This is a genomic window from Actinoplanes sp. NPDC000266 (assembly GCF_042899005.1).
In the GTDB taxonomy this organism is placed as follows: Bacteria; Actinomycetota; Actinomycetes; order Mycobacteriales; family Micromonosporaceae; genus Actinoplanes.
The window spans coordinates 177,637-199,580 of the sequence record NZ_JBIAZI010000002.1 but is presented as its reverse complement, the minus strand read 5'-3'; the positions used below and the strand labels follow the sequence as shown (position 1 = coordinate 199,580).

The following is a 21,944-nucleotide window of genomic DNA, read 5'->3' as shown; positions in this document are numbered from 1 at the left end:
CTCAGGACACCCCACTGTCCGCCCGACGGGCCGCCGAGAGCCGGTCGAGCTTGCGCAGGACCTCCCCGGCCACCGCCATCGCGACGCCGGGCCGTTCCCGCCGTACGAACTTGGCCCGTCGCAGCTCCGAGCCTATGCGTTCCAGCTCGGCGCGCAGGATCTCGCCGGGCGTGGTGCCGTTCAGCAGCTCACGGTTGTAGAGATGGTCGGCCTCGTTGAGGAGGTCGGCCGCTATCTGGGTCAGCAGCGGGCTCCCCAGCGGCGGCGCGTTGATCAGCCGGGCCGCCGCGACAAGGCAGTCCACGACCCGTCTCGTGTAGTACCACGAGGCCTCGCGGAGATCGTCCGGGAGGTATCTGTAAACGCCCGCGGGTCTGTCCCAGAGGCCGCGGGCTTCTCCCTCGCGCATCATCCGATCGGCCAGGTGCTCCCAGATCGCATCGGCCAGGTCGAGCAGACGGCTGCGGATCGTGCCGTCGTCCAGCATGCCGGCCAGAGTGATCGAGCGCTTGAACAGCGTGGGGGAGATGTCGGCGACCGTCCACGCCAGCCGCGGGCCGCCGTCGTCCTCGCTGCCCTCCAGCGGAAGGCGCAAGCCGGGGACCTGAATGATGATCGCGGTCTCGGGTTGTGACGAGCGACGAGTGATACGGCTGCGGTTGGCCAGCTCTTCCAGCACGTCGGCGACCCGGCGCAGCTCGGTGTTCGACGCCCGGGCCGCCTGCATGTCCTGGATGACGATGCCGCCGACCAGCAGGCTGGAGTAATCGGACTCGATACCGTCGGTGGTACACCAGGGGAGATCCTCCAACGGCCAGCGGCCCGAGCCGAAGGTCGCGATCGCCGTCCAGTACGACCGGGTGAGCTCGAACCGCAGCTGCAGCGACTGCGCCAGACGGGCCTGCTCGCTGTCGAGCAGCCCGAGCAGCCGGGTGCGCTCCGACGACAGCGCCTGGATGGCGTCCATCGCCACGGTCGTGAAGTAAAGGTACGGCGCGTTCAGCGCGACGCCCGCCCGCTGCTCGCCGATCGAAGCCGTGGTCTCGATCTCGGGTGCGTCCCGCACCACGCCCCACGACCAGCCGCACTCGAAGAGCAGGTTGGGATTGTCCAGCTCATTACCCTCGGCGGCGCCGGATCCGATCGTGACGTCGTCGCGCAGGCGGGCGTTGATCTCCCGCAGAGCGTCGCGCAGCTCCTCCACGACCAGACGGGTGGGACGCCTCTCCTGATTGACGGCCCGAATCAGTTCGCGGCCGGCGTCGTCCTCCGCGCTGAACACATTGACCGCGAAGCTGCGCAGCATGCCGGCCATGGCCGCCGACAGCCGCACGGCCGCTGCCCGCTCCAACTCGTCGACCCTCTGGAGCAGGACCGGCCTGGACACCACCTGGCGGAAGACCTTGGTGAACCCGATCGTGGCCAGCATCAGCGTGATCGAGATGGAGAACGAGTCGACCACGTCGAGCTCGCGCTGCTCCTGTTTGATCTCGGCGCCCTCGTCCTCCGGCGCGAAGTAGGAGTCGCCGGAGAAGATCGGCGTGCCGTCGTCCGCGGTGTAGCGACTGATGTAGCCGCTCAGCGCGCGCAACAATGCTTGCGGGATCTGCAGATTGTCGCCGAGCGGCCTGAGGGCCTCCAGCACGTCGTTCGCGACAGCGTCCGGGCGGTCGAGGCGGAACAGGTGGATCTCGGTGGCCGGCGCCATGATGCAGAGCAACTGCTCGGCATCGCTGATGGAGTTCCCGCTCGGCCGCCATTCACCGTCGTGATAGGACACCCGCGCCGTCGCGTGCCAGATGTCCAGGAGTTGCTGACGCGGCTGGATCTGCATCTCGTTCTCCTCGTCAGTCAGGAGTTGGCTCGGCGGGCCGCGTCGAGGCGGCCCAGTTCGAGGAGCACGGGGTAGAGGTAGGACGCCGAGACGCCCGGCCGTTCGGGAAGGTTCTCGCGGGCGGCGCGCAGCTGGGAGCCCAGCTGGTCGAGCGTGGCCCGCCCCGGGCTGCCGGCCCGGGCCGAGCTGTTGAGCAACTCCAGGTCGTGCAACTGCTCGGCCTCGTCCAACAGGCTCGTTGCCAGGTCGCCCAGCTCCTGATCCGGCTTCTGCTGCGTGGACACCTTCTGCGCGGCGGCGATCAGGCAGTCGACGACGCGTTTCGTGTACGCCCAGCTGAGCCGCTCCTCGACGGCGCCCGCGTGCGTGAACACCCCCGACGGCGAGTCCCACAGGCCTTCGCCCACGCCGTCGCGGATCCGCCGGCGGGACAGATGGCCCCAGATCTTGTCGGCGAGATCGTTGGCCCGCCGTCGCAGCGCCCCGCTCGGCATCAGGGCGGCGAGCTCCACGGTCCGCTTGAGCAGGACCGGCGACATGTCGACGAAAGTCCACTCCAGCAGCGGTCCGCTCCTCGTGCGGCTGCCGACCAGCGGAAAGCTGACGCCCGGATGATGGATCTCGACGCCCGAGGCGTCGTCGCCGGTCACCCGGGCGGTGATCCGGCTCCGCTCGGCCAGCCGGTCGAGGACGTTCAACACCCGCCGCAACCCCTCATCGGTGACGGTCTCGGTGGCCATCTGGGACATGACCAGGCCGACGACCAGCAGGCTGTAGTACTCGGTCTCCCGGCCGTCCGTGGTCTTCCACGGGATGTCCTCGATCGGCCAGGCGCCCTCGGACTCGAAGGTCGCCACGGTGGCCCAGTACGTCCGTACGAGCTCGGACCGCGCCTGCAACTGCTGAGCGAGCCGGAGCTGTTCCGGGTCGAGCCATCCGGGGAGCCGGGTGCGCTCGGCCGCCAGAGCCTGGGCGGCGTCCATGGCGACCGTGGTGAAATACAGGTAGGGCGCGTTCTCGGCGATGCCCTCGCCCTGCGCTCCGATGTCGGCGTTCGTCTCGATCGGTGACGCGCCGCGAACCACACCCCAGGACCAGCCGCACTCGAACAGCCAGCGGGGGTCCTCCAGCTCCTCGGCCTTGACCGTGCCGATGCCGATCGACAGGTCGTCACGCAGTCCAGCGATGACTTCCTTCAGGGCTTCGCGCAGTTTCTCGGCCGCTTGATCGGGCCGCTGGCGGCTCTGATTCACCGTACGCATGAGATGGGTGCCCATCTCGACGTCCATCGAGAAGACGTTCACCGAGAAGCTGCGAAGAAGCCCGATCATCGCGGCGGTCAGCCGTTTGCTGGCCTTGTCCTCCAGGTCGTCGATGCGGTCGAAGGCGGACGGCCGGGCAACGCGCCGGTAGTCCTGGGTGAAACCGATGATCGCCAGCATCAGCGTCACCGAGATGGCGTACGAGTCCACCACATCCCAGCGCTGCTGTTCGTCGCTCAGCTCCCCGCCCTCGGACTGGAAGTAGGAGCCGCCGGGGAAGACCGGTGTCCCGTCCTTCGTGTAGTGGTCGATGTAGTCGTCGAGGATGGTCAGCAGCCGTTGGGGGATCCGGATGACGTCGCCCAGCTCGCGCAGGGCTTCCTCGATGTCGGGACTGACGGCGTCCGGCCGGCTGAGCTGCAACTGCTTGAGCTTGGTGGCCGGGGACATCAGGCAGAGAAGCTGCTCGGCGTCGCTGATCGAGTTGCCGCCGTCCGGGCGCCACTCACCATCGTCGAAAGACGCCTTGATCGTGTATCGCCAGATGTCGAGGAGTTGCTGCCGCGGCTGGATCTGCATCGGTGCGCTGTCACCTGCCCATGGGGGTCGGGTCGATCGCCTCACCCCCGAGGCTAGCGGCCGGGCGCCAAAGACGACCTCAGACGTTCGAACACCCGATACCGGCATCGAGGAGACTGAGAACGATGTCCGCCACGTCGTCGGCGCACCCCCAGGCCAGACTCACCCCGGATCCACCATGGCCGTAGTTGTGCACGATATGGCGGTCGCCGAGGTCCTCATGCTCGAGACGTACCTCCGATCGGCGAGGCCGTATCCCCACACGATGTTCCAGCACACCCGCGGACGCGAGCTGCGGGAAAACCCCTCGGCACCTTTCCAGGATGCCCGCCGCGACGACCGGATCGGGGACCGGTTCCGGCTCGCCCTTCTCCGCGTTCCCTCCGAGGAGGAGAGAATCGCCTTGCGGAAGGATGTACGTGCTCTCGCCCATGTCCGGGGCGGCGGGATACTCCACGAAGAACTCATGGATGCCGGGATTGCTGACCTTGACGAGTTGTCCGCGCATCGGCTGCATCGAGCCATCAGGCACCAGACTGCTGGCGCCGATGCCGCTGCAGTTCACGACGATCGCGGTGCTGTCGAAGGCTTCTTCCAGCGTTTCGAGGCGTCTCCGGTGCACAGGCACCTCGGCGGCCGCCGATCGCCGTCCCAGCCAGTCCAGATAGAGCGGCATGTCGACGAGCGGCGCTTCATAGTGCCAGCCCGTGGCGAAGCCGGCCGGTAGGTCCGCCGGATCGCACTCGCGGTAGCCCGGCAGATCCAGCGCCCAGCTCGGCGGCGACGCGAGGTGGGTACGCGAGGCCTCCATTCCGCGGAGGAACCGGACCCAGGGTTCGCCGTTCCGGTGGCATCGATGAAGCTCGGTATGTGTCATCCGGGCCCAGAGATCACGCCTAGGATGCTCGGCCATATGCGGGTCGAAGATGGCACCGGCCGCGTACGAATTCGTTTCCTCGCCCAGATGATCCGCGTAGATCGAAATGCGTACGCCCGGACGGCGCTCGGCCAGCCGGGCGGCCGTGGTGAGACCGACGACACCGGCGCCCACAATGACGACGTCTGTGCGCATGAAGGCCATGTCTTTCAGATTAGGGCTCCCGCGCACGGCGGCCTTTGACCCGCGAGTGGGCGAGTCCTGTCCGGACCTACTTCTTCCGGCCGGTGGCCACCATCATTCCGCAGTAACCGTCGCGAAGGTCATTACTCTCCACCGTCTCGATGTCGACGTTGCGAGCGATGGGCGCCAAAGCCCGGGACACATCCGACTCGTCGACCGAACACGCGGGAAAATATTGGCCGCCCACGACGTAGCCGGAGGAGTTCCGCATGAAGGCGGCGGCGAATGGCGCTCCGGGCCTGAGCGCGTTGACGAAGCACCGCGTGGCGCGCTGGAACTCGTCGATGCGAGTGGTAATCGACTCGGCGACGAAGAACATGGTGCCGATGTCGTACTGCCAGGGAGGCAGGGCGAAGACGTTGCCCCGTTCGACCGCGGCCCGGCTGCGCAGCACGTCGAGCGGCCTGTTGATCGGCCCGTAGCTCGGCCGGCGGTCCGAGATCGCCTCCCAGAACTGCCACCACGAGCCGTGCGGCTCAGACAGCTCTTTCTCAAGCCATGCGCGGTTGGTGAACGCCCGCTCGAACAGCGTGATCCGCCCCGCGTAGGGAAGCATGGTCAAAGCGGGGTAGAGGTTGGTCCCAGATCCGACATCAATCGCTCGCTCCGGCATCCGCGACATCGTCCTTGCGAAGAAGTCAGCGACGATCGTGATGATCCGGGCGTCGTCGGCTCGCAGTTCGCCGTAGTTGTTGCTGAAGTACGCCGCAGAGTCGAAGCTGTCCCAATCGACATCACCGTTGCCGATCAACGGGGTGACGTCCTCCACCAGGCCTCGATCGATCGGGGTCACGCTCGTCCTCCTGGGTCGGCATCGCTGGCAACGTGCGGTGCTGGCTCGTCCTGCGGCGGCTGGGCGGCGTCCCACAGCTCTTCGAATCGCTCCCGGCGTCTCGCCACCAGCCGGGGCTCGACCACCAGGGCCACGCTAGCAATCAATGGTGTCACATTCTTCTTGAGTGCCCTCGCGGTGTGGAACTCGTAGCTGACTTTTTGATCGAAAACGATGAAGTCCTCCAGATCGTTCTGGTGGAGGAAGTAGACGTCGTCCGAGCGCAAGATCCGGGTTTCCACATTGATCTTCCGGTGCGGTTCGAGCAGCTTCTTGAGCTGGACGGGGTCCGTTGCGTCCTCGGTGAGCAGAAACAGCCGCCGGATCCTCACCTTTCGTTCGAGGGCCTTGCGCTGACGGTCAAGGTATCGCAGTCCCAAGTCGCTTTCCCAGAATTCCCCCTCGTCGACGAATCCGCGATGCTTGTCGAACGACGTCATGCTCGTGGCGTCGATGCTGGTGCTCGCCGTCTCGGTGAGGCCCAGCAGCCAGTCCGGGTCCTCACCCTCGTGTTCCGCGCGCCCGGATCGCAGACCGTCGATGAGGTTGGCCACGTCCTCGATCTGACGGCGGGCGAACCGAAGCTGCAGTTCCTCCCGGGGATTCATCCGGCCGGCGGACTCGACCAGCCGGACGAGGCTGTCGCGGCCGATGAGGGCTTCGGCCATGGCCAGGTGCGTCGCGGCCGCGCTGATCTCGGCCACCGAGCTGACCAGCTCCTGGGACTGTTTCGCCCCGTCCACGCGTATCGCCTCGGCCAGCTGGCGCGACTGCTCGGCCACGTCGATCAGGAACTGGACCACCAGGACCACGCCGGCCACGAAGACCGACATCGTGATCTGCCAGACTTCGGGCTGCTTGGTGACGTTGGTCAGCAGATAGGCCACGCCACCGGCGATGCTCGTGACCACGATCTTGATGAGGATCTGCACGTGCGGGCCCCCCAGGGTTTACGTGTGCCCCCATCACAGCGGATCACCTCCTGGTTACGCAACGTCGGTCGGCCCCAGGAGTGTGACGACCGCCGCACCCCAACTTCTTTGATTTTGAAATAGTTGTCCGATCAAATGAGTTGTGGGTGTCAGTCGGGACGGCAAGAGGCCCGGCGGGAAGCATCGGGAGCACGCCATGCAGTTCGGAATCTTCAGCGTCAGTGACATCACGACGGACCCGACGACGGGCGTGACCCCGACCGAAGGCCAGCGGATCAAGGACATCGTCACGATCGCCAAGCACGCGGAGGAGGTCGGCCTCGACGTCTTCGCGCTCGGCGAGCACCACAACGAGCCGTTCTTCTCCTCGTCGCCGACCACCACCCTCGCCTACATCGCCGCGCAGACCGAGCGGCTGCAGCTGAGCACCGCGACCACGCTGATCACGACCAACGACCCGGTCAAGATCGCCGAGGACTTCGCCATGCTCCAGCACCTGGCCGAGGGGCGCGTCGACCTGATGCTCGGGCGCGGCAACACCGGGCCGGTGTACCCCTGGTTCGGCAAGGACATCCGGGCCGGCATCCCGCTCGCCATCGAGAACTACGCGCTGCTGCACCAGTTGTGGCGTGAGCACGTCGTCGACTGGCAGGGCAAGTTCCGCACCCCGCTGCAGAGCTTCACCAGCACCCCGCGCCCGCTCGACGAGGTCCCGCCGTTCGTCTGGCACGGCTCGATCCGCAGCCCCGAGATCGCCGAGCAGGCCGCCTTCTACGGTGACGGCTTCTTCGCCAACCACATCTTCTGGCCCGCCTCGCACACCCAGCGGATGATCGAGCTGTACCGCAGCCGCTTCGCCCACTACGGCCACGGCGACCCCGACCAGGCCATCGTCGGCCTCGGCGGCCAGGTGTTCATGCGCAAGAACAGCCAGGACGCCGTCAAGGAGTTCCGCCCGTACTTCGACAACGCCCCCGTCTACGGCCACGGCCCGGCGCTGGAGGACTTCACCCGCGAGACCCCGCTCACCGTCGGCAGCCCGCAGCAGGTCATCGACCGTACGCTCGGCTTCCGCGACTACGTCGGCGACTACCAGCGCCAGCTGTTCCTCATGGACCACGCCGGCCTGCCCCTGAAGACGGTCCTCGAGCAGCTCGACCTGCTCGGCAGCGAGGTCGTCCCGGTCCTGCGCAAGGAGTTCGCCGCCCTCAAGCCGGCCCACGTGCCGGACGCACCCACCCACGCGTCCCTCCTCGCCGCCAAGCTGGAGAAGGACAGCAAGGAAGAGGTTCAGGCATGAAGCAGCGCAACCTGGTAGTCGTCTCGGCCGGCCTGAGCCAGCCCTCGTCGACCCGCCTGCTGGCCGACCAGCTCTCCGCGGCGGTGGTCACCGCCGCCGCGGACGGCGGCGTCGAGCTCACGGTCCAGGTCATCGAGCTGCGCGACCTGGCCCACGACATCGCCAACCACCTGCTCACCGGCTTCCCGCCGGCCGAGCTGAAGGACGCCCTGGACGCGGTGGCCGCCGCCGACGCCCTCATCGCGGTCTCGCCGATCTTCACCGCCAGCTACAGCGGCCTGTTCAAGTCGTTCTTCGACGTCGTGGACAAGGACGCCCTGGCCGACAAGCCGGTCCTGATCGCCGCCACCGCCGGCACGGCCCGCCACTCCCTGGCACTGGAGCACGCCCTGCGCCCCATGTTCGCCTACTTGCACGCCGTCGTGGTCCCCACAGCCGTCTTCGCAGCCAGCGACGACTGGGGCGCCGACTCGGCCGACGGCACACTGCGCTCGCGCATCACCCGCGCGTCGTCCGAACTGGCTCGCGAACTTGCCTCCCGCGAGCCGGTCACGGTGGTGGACCCGTTCGCCCTGACGGTCGACTTCAAAGACCTTCTCTGAGGTACGCGTCGTCACCCACCCAACCGCAGAAAGGCCGCTCCGGGCACCCCGGGGCGGCCTTTCGGCAACTCAAGGCCGTAACGCCTCTTTCGCGCGTCGACCCGGTCAGGCTTTCAGCACATAGCGGTGCTCCGCGGAGAGCACCAGCTCCCCGCGCTGGTTGTGCACGGCAGCCCGCGCCGTGACAAGGCCCGGCGAACGCCACGAACACGTCCCCGATGTACTGCGGAAAGAGCGTCGCCCCAGGCGCGGTGAACGCCAGCACCTGCAACCCATGCATCGCCGAGCGGGATCAAAAGTCGTCATGCCCCCACCGCCGAATTGCTGCCGCCTCTTCAAGAGAACGGTGTCACTCTTGATCAGGCGATACTTGATGACCATCACGACCGACGCCGTGAATCGACGACACGGCCACGGTGAAGACCACCGGCCGGCGCCGCTGGATCATCCGCTTTCAACGCGTTCGACGGCCGCCTCACCGCAGACCGCAACCACTCCTCACACCATCGAGTGGCACCGTCTTGACAGTCCAGAGAGCCGAGCGGGTCGTTGTCCACATCGGCGAGTTATCCACAGCCCGCCGGCACGATCTAGCAGTTTTCCGAGAGAATGCTGCTCAGGATGGGGGCCCCCTTGGGAGGGCGGGGTTTGTGGGCTGACCACGGCGCCGGTCCTGAGGTTCGTGAACCTCCGACGCTATGCGGTGCTGATGACCCTGCCGCCCAGGCCGGAGCGGGAAGTGGGCTGGCCTACCAGTTCGACGAGGATCTCGTCGCGGTGGCTGTCGCCGAACACGGTGGTCACGGCCTCGGTGAACGCCGCGACCAAGCGTTCCACGAGTTCGGTGGCGTCCTCTCGTGCGAACACTTCCTCGCGCATACCGAAGACGACCGCGGGTGCCGCCGTGGTGACCGGTGTTCCGCCGCGTGCCCACCGTCCCCGTGGGATGCCGATGAGCCGGACGTCCACCGAAGCTCGCGCCCATTCGCCGTACACGGACACCACCGCGCTGGTCAGTTCGCCGATCGCGGCGGTCTCGCGACCCGACAGTTCTTCCTCGAGCGCGTACAGCGTCACGTGGGGCATCGGCAACTCCTCGATAGGGCCGATGCGACTATAGATCGGCGCGACCGAGGACGGCCGCGCCGATCGGGCACTCAGATGAAACGGCCACCCGGCAGGAACTGGGTGGGCTTGAGCGGGCGGTCGCTGATGCGCACGTCGCCGATCCAGCCGTAGAAGCCCTGTTCGTACTTCAGGTCGTACGAGGTCGCGCCGATCACGAAGGGGCGGCCCAGGGTGGCGATGCCGTGTGCGGGCTGGGTGGGGTTGCGGGCGATCTTCGAGCCGTTCACGTAGATGACCGAGCGGCGGCCGTCGTTGACGATCGCCACGTGCTGCCAGACGCCGGTCGGCAGCGCGTGGCTCCACGACGTGGGGTTGTGGTCGCCGTCCTCGGTGTACAGCACGTACTGCAGGAAGCGCTCGCCGGACAGGTTCAGGCTGCACGTGGGCTCGAGCTCGTCGTATCCGCTCTTCTTGCCGGCGTCGAGCGCGCGGCCCTCCCAGCTGAAGACTCCCATCCAGCTGTGATCGCCGACGAACGGCTCCGGGAGCTTGATGAAGGCCTCGATCGTGTAGCCGCCGAGGAACTTCGCGCTGTTGATCGGGGCCTTGTCGCCGGTGTGCAGGATCGCCCCGCGGTTGGGGTTCTTGCCGCCGGCGAAGTACAGGCTGGCGTGCGCGGGCGCGCCCACGTGGTGGTCTTCGGAGAGCGACACGTCGCCGGTGGCGAGACGCCGTACGGTCAAGTGGTTGCCCTTGCCGCTCAGGTCCCGCACGGTCGCGCCGTCGGCGACCGACTGGCCGGCCGTGTCGAAACGCCAGTAGGCGGCGGTGTGCCGGTCGACGACCTGGGCGGCCGGGCGGGGCGCGGGCAGGGCCGGGGGAGCGAAGCCGGCGAAGCGGGCGTCGAAGTCGATCTCCAGCGAGAAGCGGTCGACGTCGCTCGTCAGCTCGATCGTCTCCGCCTCCAGGGCGGTGCGCGGCGACTTCGACAGGAACCACGGCGAGAACGTCTCCACGTCGATCCGGTTGCGCACCAGGTCGAAGTGGTAGAGGCGGATCATCGCGGCGCCGCCGTAGTAGCGGTCCTGATAGTTCGTGATGTGCACGTGGACGTCGTGTCCGGCGTCGTTCTTGAGCACGGTCCGGCCGGGCGGCCAGTAGTGGCCGTTGAGGGTCAGGAAGATCTGGTCGTTGCCCTTGATCAGCTTGTCCCAGAGGCGCTGGCCGTTGCCGGACAGGTACGCCTGCCCGCCGTCGTCGGCGTAGGCGAGGTCGTGCGTGGTGACGATCGCCGGCGTACGGGAATGGGCCTTGAGAATGCCCTGCGCCCAGGCCAGGCCCCCGTCGGAGATCCGCCAGTCGAGCGCGAGGATCAGCCACTGGCGGCCGCCGGCCTCGATCAGGTGGGCGCTGTTGTAGCCGTCGGCCGAGGCGCCCAGGAAGGTCTTGCGGCCCCGGAAGCGGGCCGGGCCGAACGTGGACAGATAGGCGGTGCTGCCGCGCTGGTCGTCCGTCGAGCCGTTCACGTCGTGGTTGCCGGCCAGGACGCTGTACGGCAGCCGGCCGTCGATCTTCTTGAACGTCTCGCCGGCCAGCTTGATCTCGGCGTCGGTGCCGTGCTCGGTGACGTCGCCCAGGTGCGTCAGGAAGGCGATGTTGTCCTCCGAGCGCTGCTCGAGCAGGTAGGAGAAGGTCTCGCGCAGCGGCGCCGGGTCGGCGCTGTCGGCGTCGAACAGGTACTGCGTGTCGGGCAGCACGGCCAGCGCGAAGCGGGGGCCGTCCTCGTCGAACTTGCCGGCGGACGAGTGGGCCGAGGCCGGCGACGAGCCGAGGGCGGGCGCGGCCACCAGGGACACAGCGGGCGCGGCCACGGCCGCGCGGAGGAGATTACGTCGTTCCACGACCGTGAATATGGCGGCCGAACCCTAAACCCCGGCAAACACGCGGCAAGATCTTCAGGCGTTCCACGCGTCGATCGCGGGCCGCCCGTGCTCGAAGGACAGCGTCGACAGGGTGGCGGTGCCCAGCTTGAGCCGGCCGGCGAACTCGGCCGGCTGCTCGACCCAGCGCGCGCCCACCACGCGCAGCGCGTGCCCGTGACCGATCAGGGCGACGTCACCCTGATCGAGGAAGGTGCGCGCGTGCTTCAGCGCGCGGTCGACGCGCGCGGCGATCTGTTCCGGCGACTCCCCGCCAGGGGCGCCGTCGGTGAACAGCCACCAGCCCGGATCCGTCTCGTGGATCTTCGGCGTGGTGATGCCCTCGTACTCGCCGTAGTTCCACTCGGCCAGGTCTTCGGTCGTCTCGGTCACCGTGAGCCCGGCCAGCTCAGCGGTCCGCAGGGCCCGCGTACGCGGGCTGGAGATCACCGCGGCGAACGTACGGCCTTTGAGCCGTTCCCCGGCCGCGCGAGCCTGCCGCTCGCCCTCCTCGGTGAGTTCGAGATCGGTGTACGACGTGTGCCGGCCCGTCGCGCTCCACTCGGTCTGCCCGTGCCGGATGAGCACGATCTCGCCCATGGTGTGACTCCTTAGTCCGCCCGCGTTCTTTCTACCCCGCGAAACGGCGTACTAAGGCCCGGTCTTCCGTTCTCGCCGGTGCCGTCCGCCACACAAAGATCATCGATCACTCGGGCCACTTCGGATCGACCGGTCGAACGTCTCCTGCGCCTCCCTCATCGCCTCGGCGTAGCGGGGCTCGGCCAGCCGCCGCATCCCCTCCTCGGGTGTCACCTGCTCGACCACCGCGCTGATCCACCAGATGTTTCCCCACTCGTCCCGCACCCGCCCGCCCCGCTGCCCGAAGGCGTGGGTGGCGGCCGGGGTGATCACGTGCGCGCCCGCCGCGACCGCCCGCGCCATGGTGGCGTCGGCGTCCGAAACGAACACCCGCAGCAGCGACGGCATGGCGGGCCACTCGGGCCGCTGGTCGAACGCGAGCAGAACGGTGTCGCCCACCCGGATCTCGGCGTGACCGATCGTGCCGTCCTCGATCGGCACCCGTCCGAGCTCGGCCCCGTCGAAGACCGCGCTGACGAAGTCGAGCAATCGGCCGGTGTCGGGCGTGACGATCCACGGCGCGACGGTCGTGTAGCCATCCGGTGCGGCGCTGGTCATGGCGTTCTCTCCCCGGGTGTCGGTGGGCTCGCGCCTCACCGTAGGCGGGAATCAGGCCAGTTTCCGGCCTATCGATAGAACGGCGTAGATGAGCAGCGCCAGGCCGGTTCCCACGCCGGCGACCAGGCCGGGCGCGGCCGAGGTGGCCAGGCCGGCGATCAGGGCGGCGACCGCGACCACGCAGACCACCGCGCCCAGCACGCGCAGCCGCGGATCGCCCAGGACTGGGACGAGCGGAAAGAAGTGCAGGCCGACAACGGCGGAGACCAGGGCCGGGGTGTACGCCGATTGGCCCACCGAGGACAGGATCAGCGCGCCCACCCCGGCCGCCACGAACTCGGCCAGCACGATCAGCAGGTAGCGCCGGTCGGCCCGGCGGTCGCGGGGTTCCCCGCCGCCGCGACCGGCCCGGAGAAGAATGCTCAGGCCCCAGCCCGCGGTCAGCAGGGCGGCCACGCTGGCCACCACCAGCAGAACGCGGAGCCCGCCGCCGGCGGACGGGACGCTGAACCAGACGGTCGCGAACAGTCCTAGGTAGAGCCCGGTGAGCCCCGCTTGCCGCCGAGTTCCGGTCGAAGCTGTCGCCGAGTCCACTGTGAGCGCCTCCCCCGAGCACACCGTCACCGCCCGGTGACCCGCCGATCGTACGGAAGATCGCCTCAGGCCGCCGTCCGGGCGGCGCGCGAAGACCCGGCCGGCAGGGAAGGCGCGGGCCCGGCCGCAGGGGTAGGCGCGGGCCCGGCCGCAGGGGTAGGCGCGGGCCCGGCCGCAGGGGTAGGCGCGGGACCGGCCGCAGGGGTAGGCGCGGGACCGGCCGGAAGGGAAGGCGCGGGCAGGGCGAACGACAACAGCATCGCGACGGCCGTGAAGCCCAGGGTCCACCAGAACGCCACGTCGAAGGAGCCCGAACTCGCCAGGATCACGGCCAGCAGGGCCACCCCGACCGAGCCGCCCACCTGCTGGGCGATGCGGGTGACGATGCTGGCGTGCGGGATCTTCTCGTGCGGGAGGCCGGTGAACGCGATCGTCATGAGCGGGATCAGCACGATGCCCAGGCCCAGACCCCGGACGAACAAGGCGATCATCAACGGCCAGACGGCGGTGTGTTCGCCGGCGAAGGCGAACGGCGCCGTGGCCACGCCGACCATCGCGAAGCCGGCCAGGGCCACGCCCCGGGCGCCGACCCGGTCGAGCAGGCGCCCGGCGGCGACCCGGGACAGCAGCGACCCCACGCCCTGCGGGATCAGCAGCAGGCCCGCTTCCAGCGCGGTGCTGCCGCGCAGCTGCTGCCAGTAGAGCGGGAGCAGGAACATCGCCCCGTACAGGGCCGCCCCGGACAGGAACAGCAGCGCGCTCGCCGCCCACGTGCTCCGCGACCGCAGCACCCCGAGGTCGACCAGCGCGCCGGAGCCGAGCCGCAGCGCACGGAGGACGAAGGCCACCAGCAGAGCCGCGCCCAGGGCGAGCGGGATCAGCACGTCGGCGCGCAGGAACGAGCCGGCCGCGTTCGACAGGCCCCACAGCAGCGCGACCAGCGCGGGGGAGAGCAGTGCGAAGCCGCGCGCGTCCAGGCGTACCCGCCGCGACGGGACGTCGGCCGGGATCAGCTTGCCGGCCAGGAACAGGCCGAGCAGGCAGAGCGGCACGTTGACCAGGAACAGCCAGCGCCAGCTGCCCGCGCCCAGGATCAGGCCGCCGATCACCGGGCCGAGGATCGGGCCGATCGCGGCCGGGAGGGCGACCACCGAGACGACCCGGTTGCGGTCGGCCTCGCTGGTCGCCTGGACGACCATCGTGGTCATCAGCGGCAGCATCGCGCCGCCGCCGATGCCCTGGACGACCCGGAACGCGATGAGGCTGGGCGCGTCCCAGGCGAGCGAGCAGAGCACCGAGCCGAGCAGGAAGACCGCGAGGGCCGTCATCCAGAGGCGCTTGGCGCCGACACGGCTCTGGAGCCAGCCGACGACCGGGATGACGACGCCGAGCGCCAGCAGATAGGCCGTGCTGACCCACTGGATGGTGCTCACTCCGGCGTTCAGGTCGGCCGCGAGCTGGTGCAGGGCGACGGCGACGATCGTGGAGTCGAGGATGACGGCCACGCCGCCGGCGATCACCGCGGTCGCGACGCGGAACGGGTTGGTCATGGGGAGAACCGCCTTAAGATACGCATCTGTATCTAACGGCTTCACCGTAGGCCGGTGCGATAAGATACGCAAGTGAGTCTTAAGACACGGCGGCGCGGCGCCGAGCTGGAGGACGCCATCCTCGACGCGGCCTGGGACGTGCTGGCCGAGCACGGATACTCCGGTTTCACGTACGAGGCGGTGGCCGCGCGCGCCGGCACCAGCCGCCCCGTGCTCTACCGGCGGTGGCCCCAGCGCGAGGACCTGCTGCTGGCCACCCTGGGCCGGGGCTGGATGGACCAGCCGATCGAGCTGCCGGACACCGGCAACCTGCGCGACGACGCTCTGGAGTTCCTGCGCAACGTCAACGCCGGCCGGGCCCGGATGATGATGACGCTCACCGTGCAGCTGATGGACTACTTCCGTGAGACCGGCACCAACTTCCGCGAGCTGCGCGACGCGCTGCGCGGTCCCGGCCGGCCCAGCGGCCTCGACATGCTGATCGCCCGGGCCGTCGAGCGCGGCGAACTGCCCGACGTGCACCGGGCGCCCCGGGTGGTGAACCTTCCCATGGACCTGCTCCGGCACGAGATGCTGATGACCCTGCGCCCGGTGCCGGACGAGGTCATGGCCGAGATCGTCGACGACGTGTGGCTGCCCCGCCTATGAGGCGCGGGCTCGCGCTGCTCGTGGCCGGCGCGTTCTTCATGGAGATCCTGGACGCCACGGTGATCGCCCCGGCCGCTCCGCACATCGCGGCCGACCTCGGCGTCGCCCCGGTGACGATCAACGTCACGATCACGGCGTACGTCCTGACCCTGGCCGTGCTCATCCCGATCAGCGGCTGGCTCACCGAGCGCTACGGCGCCCGGCGCGTCTTCACCACGGCCGTGCTGATCTTCACGCTCGCCTCGGCCGGCTGCGCGCTCGCGGTGAACCTGCCGATGCTCGTCGGCACGCGGATCCTCCAGGGTGTCGGCGGGGCCATGATGGTGCCGGTCGGCCGCCTCGTGGTCATCCGCACCACCGAGAAGAAGGACCTGGTCCGGGCCATCGCGTACCTGACGTGGCCCGCGCTCGTGGCCCCGCTGATCGCGCCCGCGCTCGGGGGCGTGCTGAGCACGTACGCCAGCTGGCGGTTGATCTTCGTGGTGAATCTGCCCCTGGGGCTGGCCGCGCTGCTGCTGGCCCGCCGCCTGGTCCCGGACGTGCGCGCCGAGAACGCCGGGCGGCTCGACTGGCGTGGCTTCGCGCTGGTCGCGGCCGGCCTGGCGGCGCTGGTGGCCGGCCTCGAGGCGGTGGCCGGGACGCATCCGCGCTGGCCCCTCGCCTCGGCCGAGTTGATCTTCGCGGCGGCGGCCCTGACGGCCGCGGTCGTCTATCTGCTGACCACCCGTAGGCCCCTGCTCGACCTGCGGATCCTCAAGGTCTCGACGTACCGGGTGACGGCGCTGGGCGGTTCGGTCTTCCGCGCGGTGATCGGGGCCGCCGTGCCGTTCCTGCTACCGCTGTTCTTCCAGCTCGGCTTCGGCTGGACCGCGGCCCAGGCCGGCCTGACGATGATCGCCCTGTTCGCCGGCAACGTCGGCATCAAGCCGGCGACCACCCCGATGATGCGAGCGCTGGGCATCCGCTCGATGATGCTGATGGCCGTCCTGGCCTCGGCGGCGATCCTGGTCGCGCTGGCCTTCGTCGAGAGCGGCACCCCGATCGTGCTCCTGCTGGCGGTGCTGCTGCTCAGCGGCGTCTTCCGCTCGATCGGCTTCACGACCTACAACACGATGGCCTTCGCCGACGTCCCGCCTTCGCGGATGACAAGCGCCAACTCCCTGATGTCGACGATCCAGGAGGTCGGTTCCGGCTTGGGGGTGGCTCTGGGTGCTTTGCTCGTACGTCTGGGAGCCTCTTTGACCGACGCCGAGTTCCGCTTCGCGCTGCTGGCCCTGGCGGCCCTGCTCGTGCTCCCGGCGCTGGAGGCGATCAGGCTGCCGCGCAGCGCCGGGAACGAGGTGGCCGGGCGAACCGCCTAGGAGACCGTGGCGCGGATGTCGCCCAGGCCGCGGGCCACGAGGAACTCGCCGCCGTCGGCCAGGCGGTCCCAGGCCCCGGCCCGCGCGTTCCACTTGCGCCACAGGCGGCGATCGGTGTGGACGGTCACGCGGGCCGACTCGCCGGGGGCCACGGTCACGGACTCCCAGCCGACCAGGCGTACGGGCTGGTCGCGCTCGACCGGGCGCAGGTAGACCTGCACCACCTCGCGGCTGGGGCGGATTCCGGTGTTCGTGACGGTCGCGGTGACCGACGGGGCGTCGCCCAGCACCAGGCGCACGTCGGAGTACTCCCACGTGGCGTACCCGAGGCCGTGCCCCAGCCAGAAGGCGGGCGACGGCGCCCGGCCCGCGTCGTAGCCGCGGTAGCCGATGAACGTGCCCTCGCCGTAGCGCAGCTCGCCGTCGACCGGCGTCACCGACCAGGCCGGGGACGCCCCGTCGGCGGCCGGGAACGAGGTGACCAGCCGGCCCGCCGGCTCGATGTCGCCCAGCAGGGCGGCCGCGACCGCGTGGCCGCCCTCCTGGCCCGGCAGGCCGGCCCACAGCACGGCGTCGACCCGCGGCAGCCACGGCATCAGCACGGGGGTGGCCGCGTTGACCACCACGACCGTGCGCCGGGCCGCGCCCGCGACCGCCTCGATCAGCGCGTCCTGCGCTCCGGGCAGCGCCAGCGTGGTCTTGTCGACCGCCTCGGTCTCCTGCTCCTCGGTCAGGCCCACGACGACCACCGCCACGTCGGCCGCGGCCGCCGCCCGGACCGCGTCGTCGATCACGTCGACCGTTTCACGTGAAGCCAAATTTCCGACAAGTCCGTAAAGACCCATGTCCTCGAAGGCGACGGTCGCCTCGAACAGCAGCTCGCCGTCCGGCTCGACCACGAAGGTCCGGGCCGGGGGAGTGAGCACCTCCTCGCCGATCCCGCCGCCGGAGACCCGCAGCTCGAACGCCTCCGAGACCGACGTCGTCCAGTCGCCGACGCCCAGCACGCCCAGCTCCACGGCGCCGGTCGCGGCCACGACACCCGACAGGCGGGCCGAGGCGGGCGGGCCGGCGAAGTCGTCGTCCATCCCGATCATCGTCTTGGCCAGGGAGCAGTACCGCGTCTCGAGCTCGTTGCCGTCCGCGTCGTAGATCGTCACGTCGATGCCGGGCTGCCCGTTCGACGGCGCGGTCAGGAAGCCGTCGCGGGCCGGCACCGGCCGCGTGCGGACCTCCACCCCGTCGGTCACGCTCACCCCGCCGCCGAGCAGCTCACGCAGGCCCTCGGCCACGCTGATCTGGTACGGCGGGTTCACCTGGGCCGAGCCGCCGCCCATGTCGATCGTCTCGACCGCGTGCCGCCCGATCAGCGCGACCGACTGCGAGCGCACCAGCGGCAGGGCGCCGCCGTCGTTCTTCAGCACGGTCATGCCGGCTGCGGCGAGGCGGGTGAGCTGCTCCCGGCGTACGGCCGAAGAGGGTGAGGGAAGCGACGAAGGCCAGGCCCGCTGCTCGCCGAGCGCGCCCACGCGCGAGGCGAGCAGCAGCAGCCGGCCCAGGTGATCGTCGATCACCGCCTCCTCGACCTCGCCCGCCTTGACCGCCTCGACCAGGGCGTCGCCCCACGGGCCGTCCGGGCCCGGCATGACCAGGTCGAGACCGCCGTTGGCGGCCGCCGCGGCCGTCTTGGTGGCGAACCAGTCCGACATGATCAGGCCCGGGTAGCCCCACTCGCCCTTCACGATCTCGTTGTTGACGTGCTGCTGCTCGGTCGCGGCCTGGCCGTTCACGTCGTTGTAGGCGCCCATGATCGACCAGGCGTCGCCGTCGGCCACGGCGATCTCGAACGGCAGCAGATAGAGCTCGCGCAGCGTCGCCTCGTCGACCACACTGTTGACCGTGTTCCGGTCGGTCTCCGACTCGTTGGCCACCAGGTGCTTGAGGCAGGCGGCGATGCCGCTGTCCTGCATGCCGCGGACGTACGCCGCGGCCAGCTTGCCGGTCAGGAGCGGATCTTCCGAGTACGCCTCGAACAGCCGCCCGCCGAGCGGACTGCGATGCAGGTTGATCGTCGGCCCGAGCACGACGTGGATCCGCTGGGCCATCGCCTCTTCCGCGAGGAGCTTTCCCACCTCGTACGCCGAAGCCTCGTCCCACGCCGAGGCCAGCAGCGTCGCGTTCGGGAACAGCGACACCACCCGCCCGCCGACGAACTTCAGGCCGCGGACGCCGGTGGGGCCGTCGGAGAAACGCATCTCGCCGAGACCGATGGCGGGCTCCGGCGCGAGCGAGAAGGCGGAGGCGCCGGTGAGCAGGCGGACCTTGGCCGGCAAATCGAGCGACTTGATGAGGGCGGCGAAGTCGAACGTCATGGCCATATGGTTACACGTGTAAGTTAGATTGTCAGCATGACGGAATCGGCCACCCGCCGGGTCACCAGCGCCGACGTCGCCCGCCTGGCCGGGGTCTCCCGCGCCACGGTCAGCTACGTCCTCAACGACACGCCCCGCCAGACCATCTCGGCCACCACCCGCGGCCGGGTCCTCGACGCCGCCGCCCAGCTCGGCTACGCCCCCTCGGCTGCCGCCCGCACGCTGCGCACCGGCCGCTCCGACGTGGTGCTGTGCCTGCTGCCCGACTGGCCGATCGGCCCCGAGGTCGGCTCCCTGCTCGGCAACCTGTCGACCGCGCTCGCCCGGCACGGGCTGACCTTCGTCGTGCACCCCGGCAACCACAACGACCGCCCCATGGCCGACCTGTGGAAGGCGATCACCCCGGCCGCGGTCATCGCCTTCACCGACTTCTCCGACGCCGAAATGGCCGCGATGCGCTCGGCCGGCGTCGCGCCCATCGTGGCCCTGGCCCGCAGTCGCGCACAGGGCCGCGCCGCCACCGTGCCGCAGGAACTGGTCGGCCGCCGCCAGGCCGAGCACCTGATCGCCGCCGGCCACACCCGCCTCGGCTACGCCTATCCCGACGACCAGCGGGTGCGCTTCTTCGCCGAACCGCGCCTGGCCGGCGTCCGCGCCGCGGCGACCGCGCGCGGCCTGCCGGTGCCGGCGGCGGCCACGGTCGCGCTGGACGTGCAAAAGGCTTCCGAGGCCGTACGGCGGTGGCAGGCGACCGGGGTCACGGCCGTGTGCGCCTACAACGACGAGGTGGCGCTGGCCGTGCTCGCCGGCGTCCGTCACCTGGGCCTGACATCACCGGCCGACCTGGCGGTGATCGGCGTCGACGACATCCCGTCGGCCCGCCTGGCCGCGCCGCCGTTGACCACGGTGATGACCGACCAGGTCACGGCCGCCGCCCACCTGGCCGCGACGGTGGTGGCCGCGGTGAGCGGCCGGGAGGGTCCCGCCCTGCCCGTGACCAGCATCGTCACAGTGGTTTCGCGGGAGTCAGCCTGACACAACGAACGCACAGGCAGGCCACATGGGTGACTCAGCCTGCGGGCGAATCGTGAGAGGTGCCCAACCACCTCCCGAAGGGGATGAGCCCCATGCTCGTTCAGCTGAACCGCCAGAGCGGACCCCGCGACTTCACCGCCACCGCGACCGACCTGCCGATCAACCCGGCCAGTCTCCCCGCGACCAGCGGTCCCCTCCCGGTGGTGGCCGTCTTCGGGCCGGCCGGCCGCGTGGCCGGCCTCGCCGAGCACCTGCCCTCGGGCTGGTCGACCCGGCGCCCGGCCGACATCGACGACCTGGAGCCGGAGGAACTGGTGCTCTTCGCGAGCGCCACGGTCCGCGAGGTGGCCACGGCCCGCCGCGTGCTGCCGTCCCGCACGACGATCGTCGCCCTGGTCGACGAGGACGCCCCGGCCGAACTGGTCGCGGCCGTGCTCACGGCCGGCGCCGACGCCTGCGTACGGGGCGGGCAGCCGGCCATCCTGGCCAGCCACCTGGTGGCGTGCCGCCGCCGGCAGATGGCCGACCGCTGGACAAGGCTGAACATGCAGGAGCGGCATTGAGTCGCTGGGCCGTCGCGATGTTCCGGGCGGCCGCGGCGGTGATCGGGGCGGCCCTCGACCGGCGCACCCCGCACGGGACCACGGCCGACCCGGCCGACCAGCAGCAGTGGGTGCTGCGGAACCGCTCGGTGGTCCCGGTGTCACGGCGGACACCGCATCGCCCACGGGGCGGACCGCGCCGGCGCCGCCGTCACGGGGGTTACGGCAGCGCCGGCGCGGAGATCTGACGGCCTGCTTGGAGCCGGCCGCGTGATTCGCTTGCAGCCGGCCCCGTGACGCGGTCGGAGTCGGCCGTGGTCAGACCGGTTCGCCCTGGTCACGCCGCACCGGCCGGCCGGTCAAGCTTTTCCACAGAAGAACGTCGTCCACAGGGCTCCCCACACACGCCCGCAAATTCCGCGAGAATGGCCGACGGGGGCTCCCCCTGGGAAGGGCGGGCCGTGGGTGGGGCTTGTTGCGATGGCAGGCGTGAATCGGGCGGCTGCGTCAGGCGGTCGGCGACGCGGTCGGTGTCGCGGCCGGGGCGAGCACCTTGCACGTCTCCATGGCCTTCTTGACCGTGGCGTTGGTGGCGTCGAGGTTCGACGTGTCGGTCACGCCGTTGTCCTTCAGGCAGTTCTGATAGGCCGCGTTCTGCCCGTTGCCGCCGTTGCCCTGGCCGTTGCCGTTGCCCTGGCCGCCGCCGGCGCGGCCGGTCGGGCGTACCGAGGCGCACGCCTCCTGGGCCTTCTGCCACGTCGCGTCGTCGACGCCCTCGGGCTTCTGGTTGAAGCCGCCGCGGAAACCCCCGGCGCCGGCGCTGCCCGACGGGCGCGGGAAAGCACTGCCCTCGGGACGCGGGAAGCCGCTGCCGTCGGGGCGCGGCATGCCGGACGCGCCCTCACGCGGGAAACCGGAGGCGCCGTTGCGCGGGCCACCCGACGGCATCGTGATGGTCACGCCGTTCTTCGACATGCATTCGGTGTACGCGGTGAACGCCGTGTTCCCACCCTGCGCGTTCTGGCCGTTCGCCGACGCGGAGTCACCGGAGTCCCCGCCACCACAGGCCGCGGTGAGAGCCACCGCCGCCGAAGCCACGAACAGCGCCACCATGCGACGGGTCGCTTTCGTTCCGAATCTCGGCACGATTCCTCTTTTCCTCGGCCATAGGTCGCGACCACCCAAACCGGTCCACCT

Annotated in this window: 20 protein-coding genes; 7 read left to right on the top strand and 13 right to left on the bottom strand. The window is 70.0% G+C overall.

Features of this window, described 5'->3' with window-relative positions:
* Position 1: 1 nt before the first annotated feature.
* The 5 genes from ACFY36_RS07295 to ACFY36_RS07275 all read right to left on the bottom strand — a co-directional run bounded on the left by ACFY36_RS07295 (position 2) and on the right by ACFY36_RS07275 (position 6,514).
* Positions 2 to 1,834: an SCO2524 family protein gene (locus tag ACFY36_RS07295; protein ID WP_499745043.1), complete on the bottom strand. Its 1,833-nt coding sequence runs from the start codon at positions 1,832 to 1,834 to the stop codon at positions 2 to 4.
* A 17-nt stretch (positions 1,835 to 1,851) separates the two neighbouring features.
* On the bottom strand, positions 1,852 to 3,675 hold the full coding sequence (locus tag ACFY36_RS07290) for an SCO2524 family protein (RefSeq protein ID WP_499745042.1): 1,824 nt from the start codon (positions 3,673 to 3,675) through the stop codon (positions 1,852 to 1,854).
* Between the two features lie 79 nt (positions 3,676 to 3,754).
* Positions 3,755 to 4,756 carry an FAD-dependent oxidoreductase gene (locus ACFY36_RS07285; RefSeq protein ID WP_499745041.1) on the bottom strand — a complete coding sequence of 334 codons (1,002 nt, stop codon included), beginning with the start codon at positions 4,754 to 4,756 and terminating at the stop codon, positions 3,755 to 3,757.
* Between the two features lie 67 nt (positions 4,757 to 4,823).
* Entirely contained in the window at positions 4,824 to 5,588 is a 765-nt protein-coding gene (locus ACFY36_RS07280) for an SCO2525 family SAM-dependent methyltransferase (protein WP_499745040.1), read from the bottom strand.
* Positions 5,585 to 6,514, bottom strand: coding sequence for a phospholipase D-like domain-containing protein (locus ACFY36_RS07275; protein ID WP_499745039.1), 930 nt, complete (start codon positions 6,512 to 6,514; stop codon positions 5,585 to 5,587). Before ACFY36_RS07275 ends, ACFY36_RS07280 begins: the two co-directional genes overlap by 4 nt.
* Before the next feature lie 241 nt (positions 6,515 to 6,755).
* On the opposite strand from ACFY36_RS07275, the gene ACFY36_RS07270 reads away from it, so the two are divergent.
* Both ACFY36_RS07270 and ACFY36_RS07265 read left to right on the top strand, forming a co-directional pair.
* Positions 6,756 to 7,859 carry an LLM class flavin-dependent oxidoreductase gene (locus tag ACFY36_RS07270; protein ID WP_499745038.1) on the top strand — a complete coding sequence of 368 codons (1,104 nt, stop codon included), beginning with the start codon at positions 6,756 to 6,758 and terminating at the stop codon, positions 7,857 to 7,859.
* A complete protein-coding gene (locus ACFY36_RS07265) occupies positions 7,856 to 8,461 on the top strand; it encodes an FMN reductase (protein WP_499745037.1) in 606 nt (201 codons plus the stop codon). Before ACFY36_RS07270 ends, ACFY36_RS07265 begins: the two co-directional genes overlap by 4 nt.
* 696 nt (positions 8,462 to 9,157) lie before the next feature.
* Here the strand turns inward: ACFY36_RS07265 and ACFY36_RS07260 are convergent.
* The 6 genes from ACFY36_RS07260 to ACFY36_RS07235 form a co-directional block, all read right to left on the bottom strand.
* The gene (locus ACFY36_RS07260) at positions 9,158 to 9,547 is read right to left on the bottom strand and encodes a tautomerase family protein (RefSeq protein ID WP_499745036.1); all 390 of its coding nucleotides are present in this window, start codon (positions 9,545 to 9,547) and stop codon (positions 9,158 to 9,160) included.
* A 71-nt stretch (positions 9,548 to 9,618) separates the two neighbouring features.
* Positions 9,619 to 11,430 carry a laminin G domain-containing metallophosphoesterase family protein gene (locus ACFY36_RS07255; RefSeq protein ID WP_499745035.1) on the bottom strand — a complete coding sequence of 604 codons (1,812 nt, stop codon included), beginning with the start codon at positions 11,428 to 11,430 and terminating at the stop codon, positions 9,619 to 9,621.
* Positions 11,431 to 11,484: 54 nt separating this feature from the next.
* Positions 11,485 to 12,048, bottom strand: coding sequence for a histidine phosphatase family protein (locus ACFY36_RS07250; protein ID WP_499745034.1), 564 nt, complete (start codon positions 12,046 to 12,048; stop codon positions 11,485 to 11,487).
* Between the two features lie 99 nt (positions 12,049 to 12,147).
* Complete coding sequence (locus ACFY36_RS07245; protein ID WP_499745033.1) at positions 12,148 to 12,645, bottom strand: VOC family protein; 498 nt, start codon at positions 12,643 to 12,645, stop codon at positions 12,148 to 12,150.
* Positions 12,646 to 12,696: 51 nt separating this feature from the next.
* A complete protein-coding gene (locus tag ACFY36_RS07240) occupies positions 12,697 to 13,239 on the bottom strand; it encodes a hypothetical protein (RefSeq protein WP_499745032.1) in 543 nt (180 codons plus the stop codon).
* Positions 13,240 to 13,304: 65 nt separating this feature from the next.
* Positions 13,305 to 14,789: an MDR family MFS transporter gene (locus ACFY36_RS07235; protein WP_499745031.1), complete on the bottom strand. Its 1,485-nt coding sequence runs from the start codon at positions 14,787 to 14,789 to the stop codon at positions 13,305 to 13,307.
* A 72-nt stretch (positions 14,790 to 14,861) separates the two neighbouring features.
* Between ACFY36_RS07235 and ACFY36_RS07230 the strand changes: the two genes are divergently transcribed.
* The gene (locus tag ACFY36_RS07230; RefSeq protein WP_499745030.1) at positions 14,862 to 15,437 is read left to right on the top strand and encodes a TetR/AcrR family transcriptional regulator; all 576 of its coding nucleotides are present in this window, start codon (positions 14,862 to 14,864) and stop codon (positions 15,435 to 15,437) included.
* Positions 15,434 to 16,798, top strand: a complete 1,365-nt coding sequence (locus ACFY36_RS07225; RefSeq protein ID WP_499745029.1) for an MFS transporter — start codon at positions 15,434 to 15,436, stop codon at positions 16,796 to 16,798. Before ACFY36_RS07230 ends, ACFY36_RS07225 begins: the two co-directional genes overlap by 4 nt.
* Here ACFY36_RS07225 and ACFY36_RS07220 read toward each other — a convergent pair.
* Positions 16,795 to 19,170, bottom strand: coding sequence for a beta-glucosidase (locus ACFY36_RS07220; protein WP_499745028.1), 2,376 nt, complete (start codon positions 19,168 to 19,170; stop codon positions 16,795 to 16,797). The two genes, ACFY36_RS07225 and ACFY36_RS07220, sit on opposite strands and share 4 nt — an antisense overlap.
* A gap of 36 nt (positions 19,171 to 19,206) precedes the next feature.
* On the opposite strand from ACFY36_RS07220, the gene ACFY36_RS07215 reads away from it, so the two are divergent.
* The 3 genes from ACFY36_RS07215 (at position 19,207) to ACFY36_RS07205 (ending at position 20,995) form a co-directional block, all read left to right on the top strand.
* Positions 19,207 to 20,205, top strand: a complete 999-nt coding sequence (locus ACFY36_RS07215) for a LacI family DNA-binding transcriptional regulator (protein WP_499745027.1) — start codon at positions 19,207 to 19,209, stop codon at positions 20,203 to 20,205.
* A 92-nt stretch (positions 20,206 to 20,297) separates the two neighbouring features.
* Positions 20,298 to 20,768: a hypothetical protein gene (locus ACFY36_RS07210; RefSeq protein WP_499745026.1), complete on the top strand. Its 471-nt coding sequence runs from the start codon at positions 20,298 to 20,300 to the stop codon at positions 20,766 to 20,768.
* Positions 20,765 to 20,995, top strand: a complete 231-nt coding sequence (locus ACFY36_RS07205; RefSeq protein ID WP_499745025.1) for a hypothetical protein — start codon at positions 20,765 to 20,767, stop codon at positions 20,993 to 20,995. Before ACFY36_RS07210 ends, ACFY36_RS07205 begins: the two co-directional genes overlap by 4 nt.
* Before the next feature lie 259 nt (positions 20,996 to 21,254).
* Here ACFY36_RS07205 and ACFY36_RS07200 read toward each other — a convergent pair whose 3' ends face one another.
* Positions 21,255 to 21,893, bottom strand: a complete 639-nt coding sequence (locus ACFY36_RS07200) for a hypothetical protein (protein WP_499745024.1) — start codon at positions 21,891 to 21,893, stop codon at positions 21,255 to 21,257.
* Positions 21,894 to 21,944: the final 51 nt, after the last annotated feature.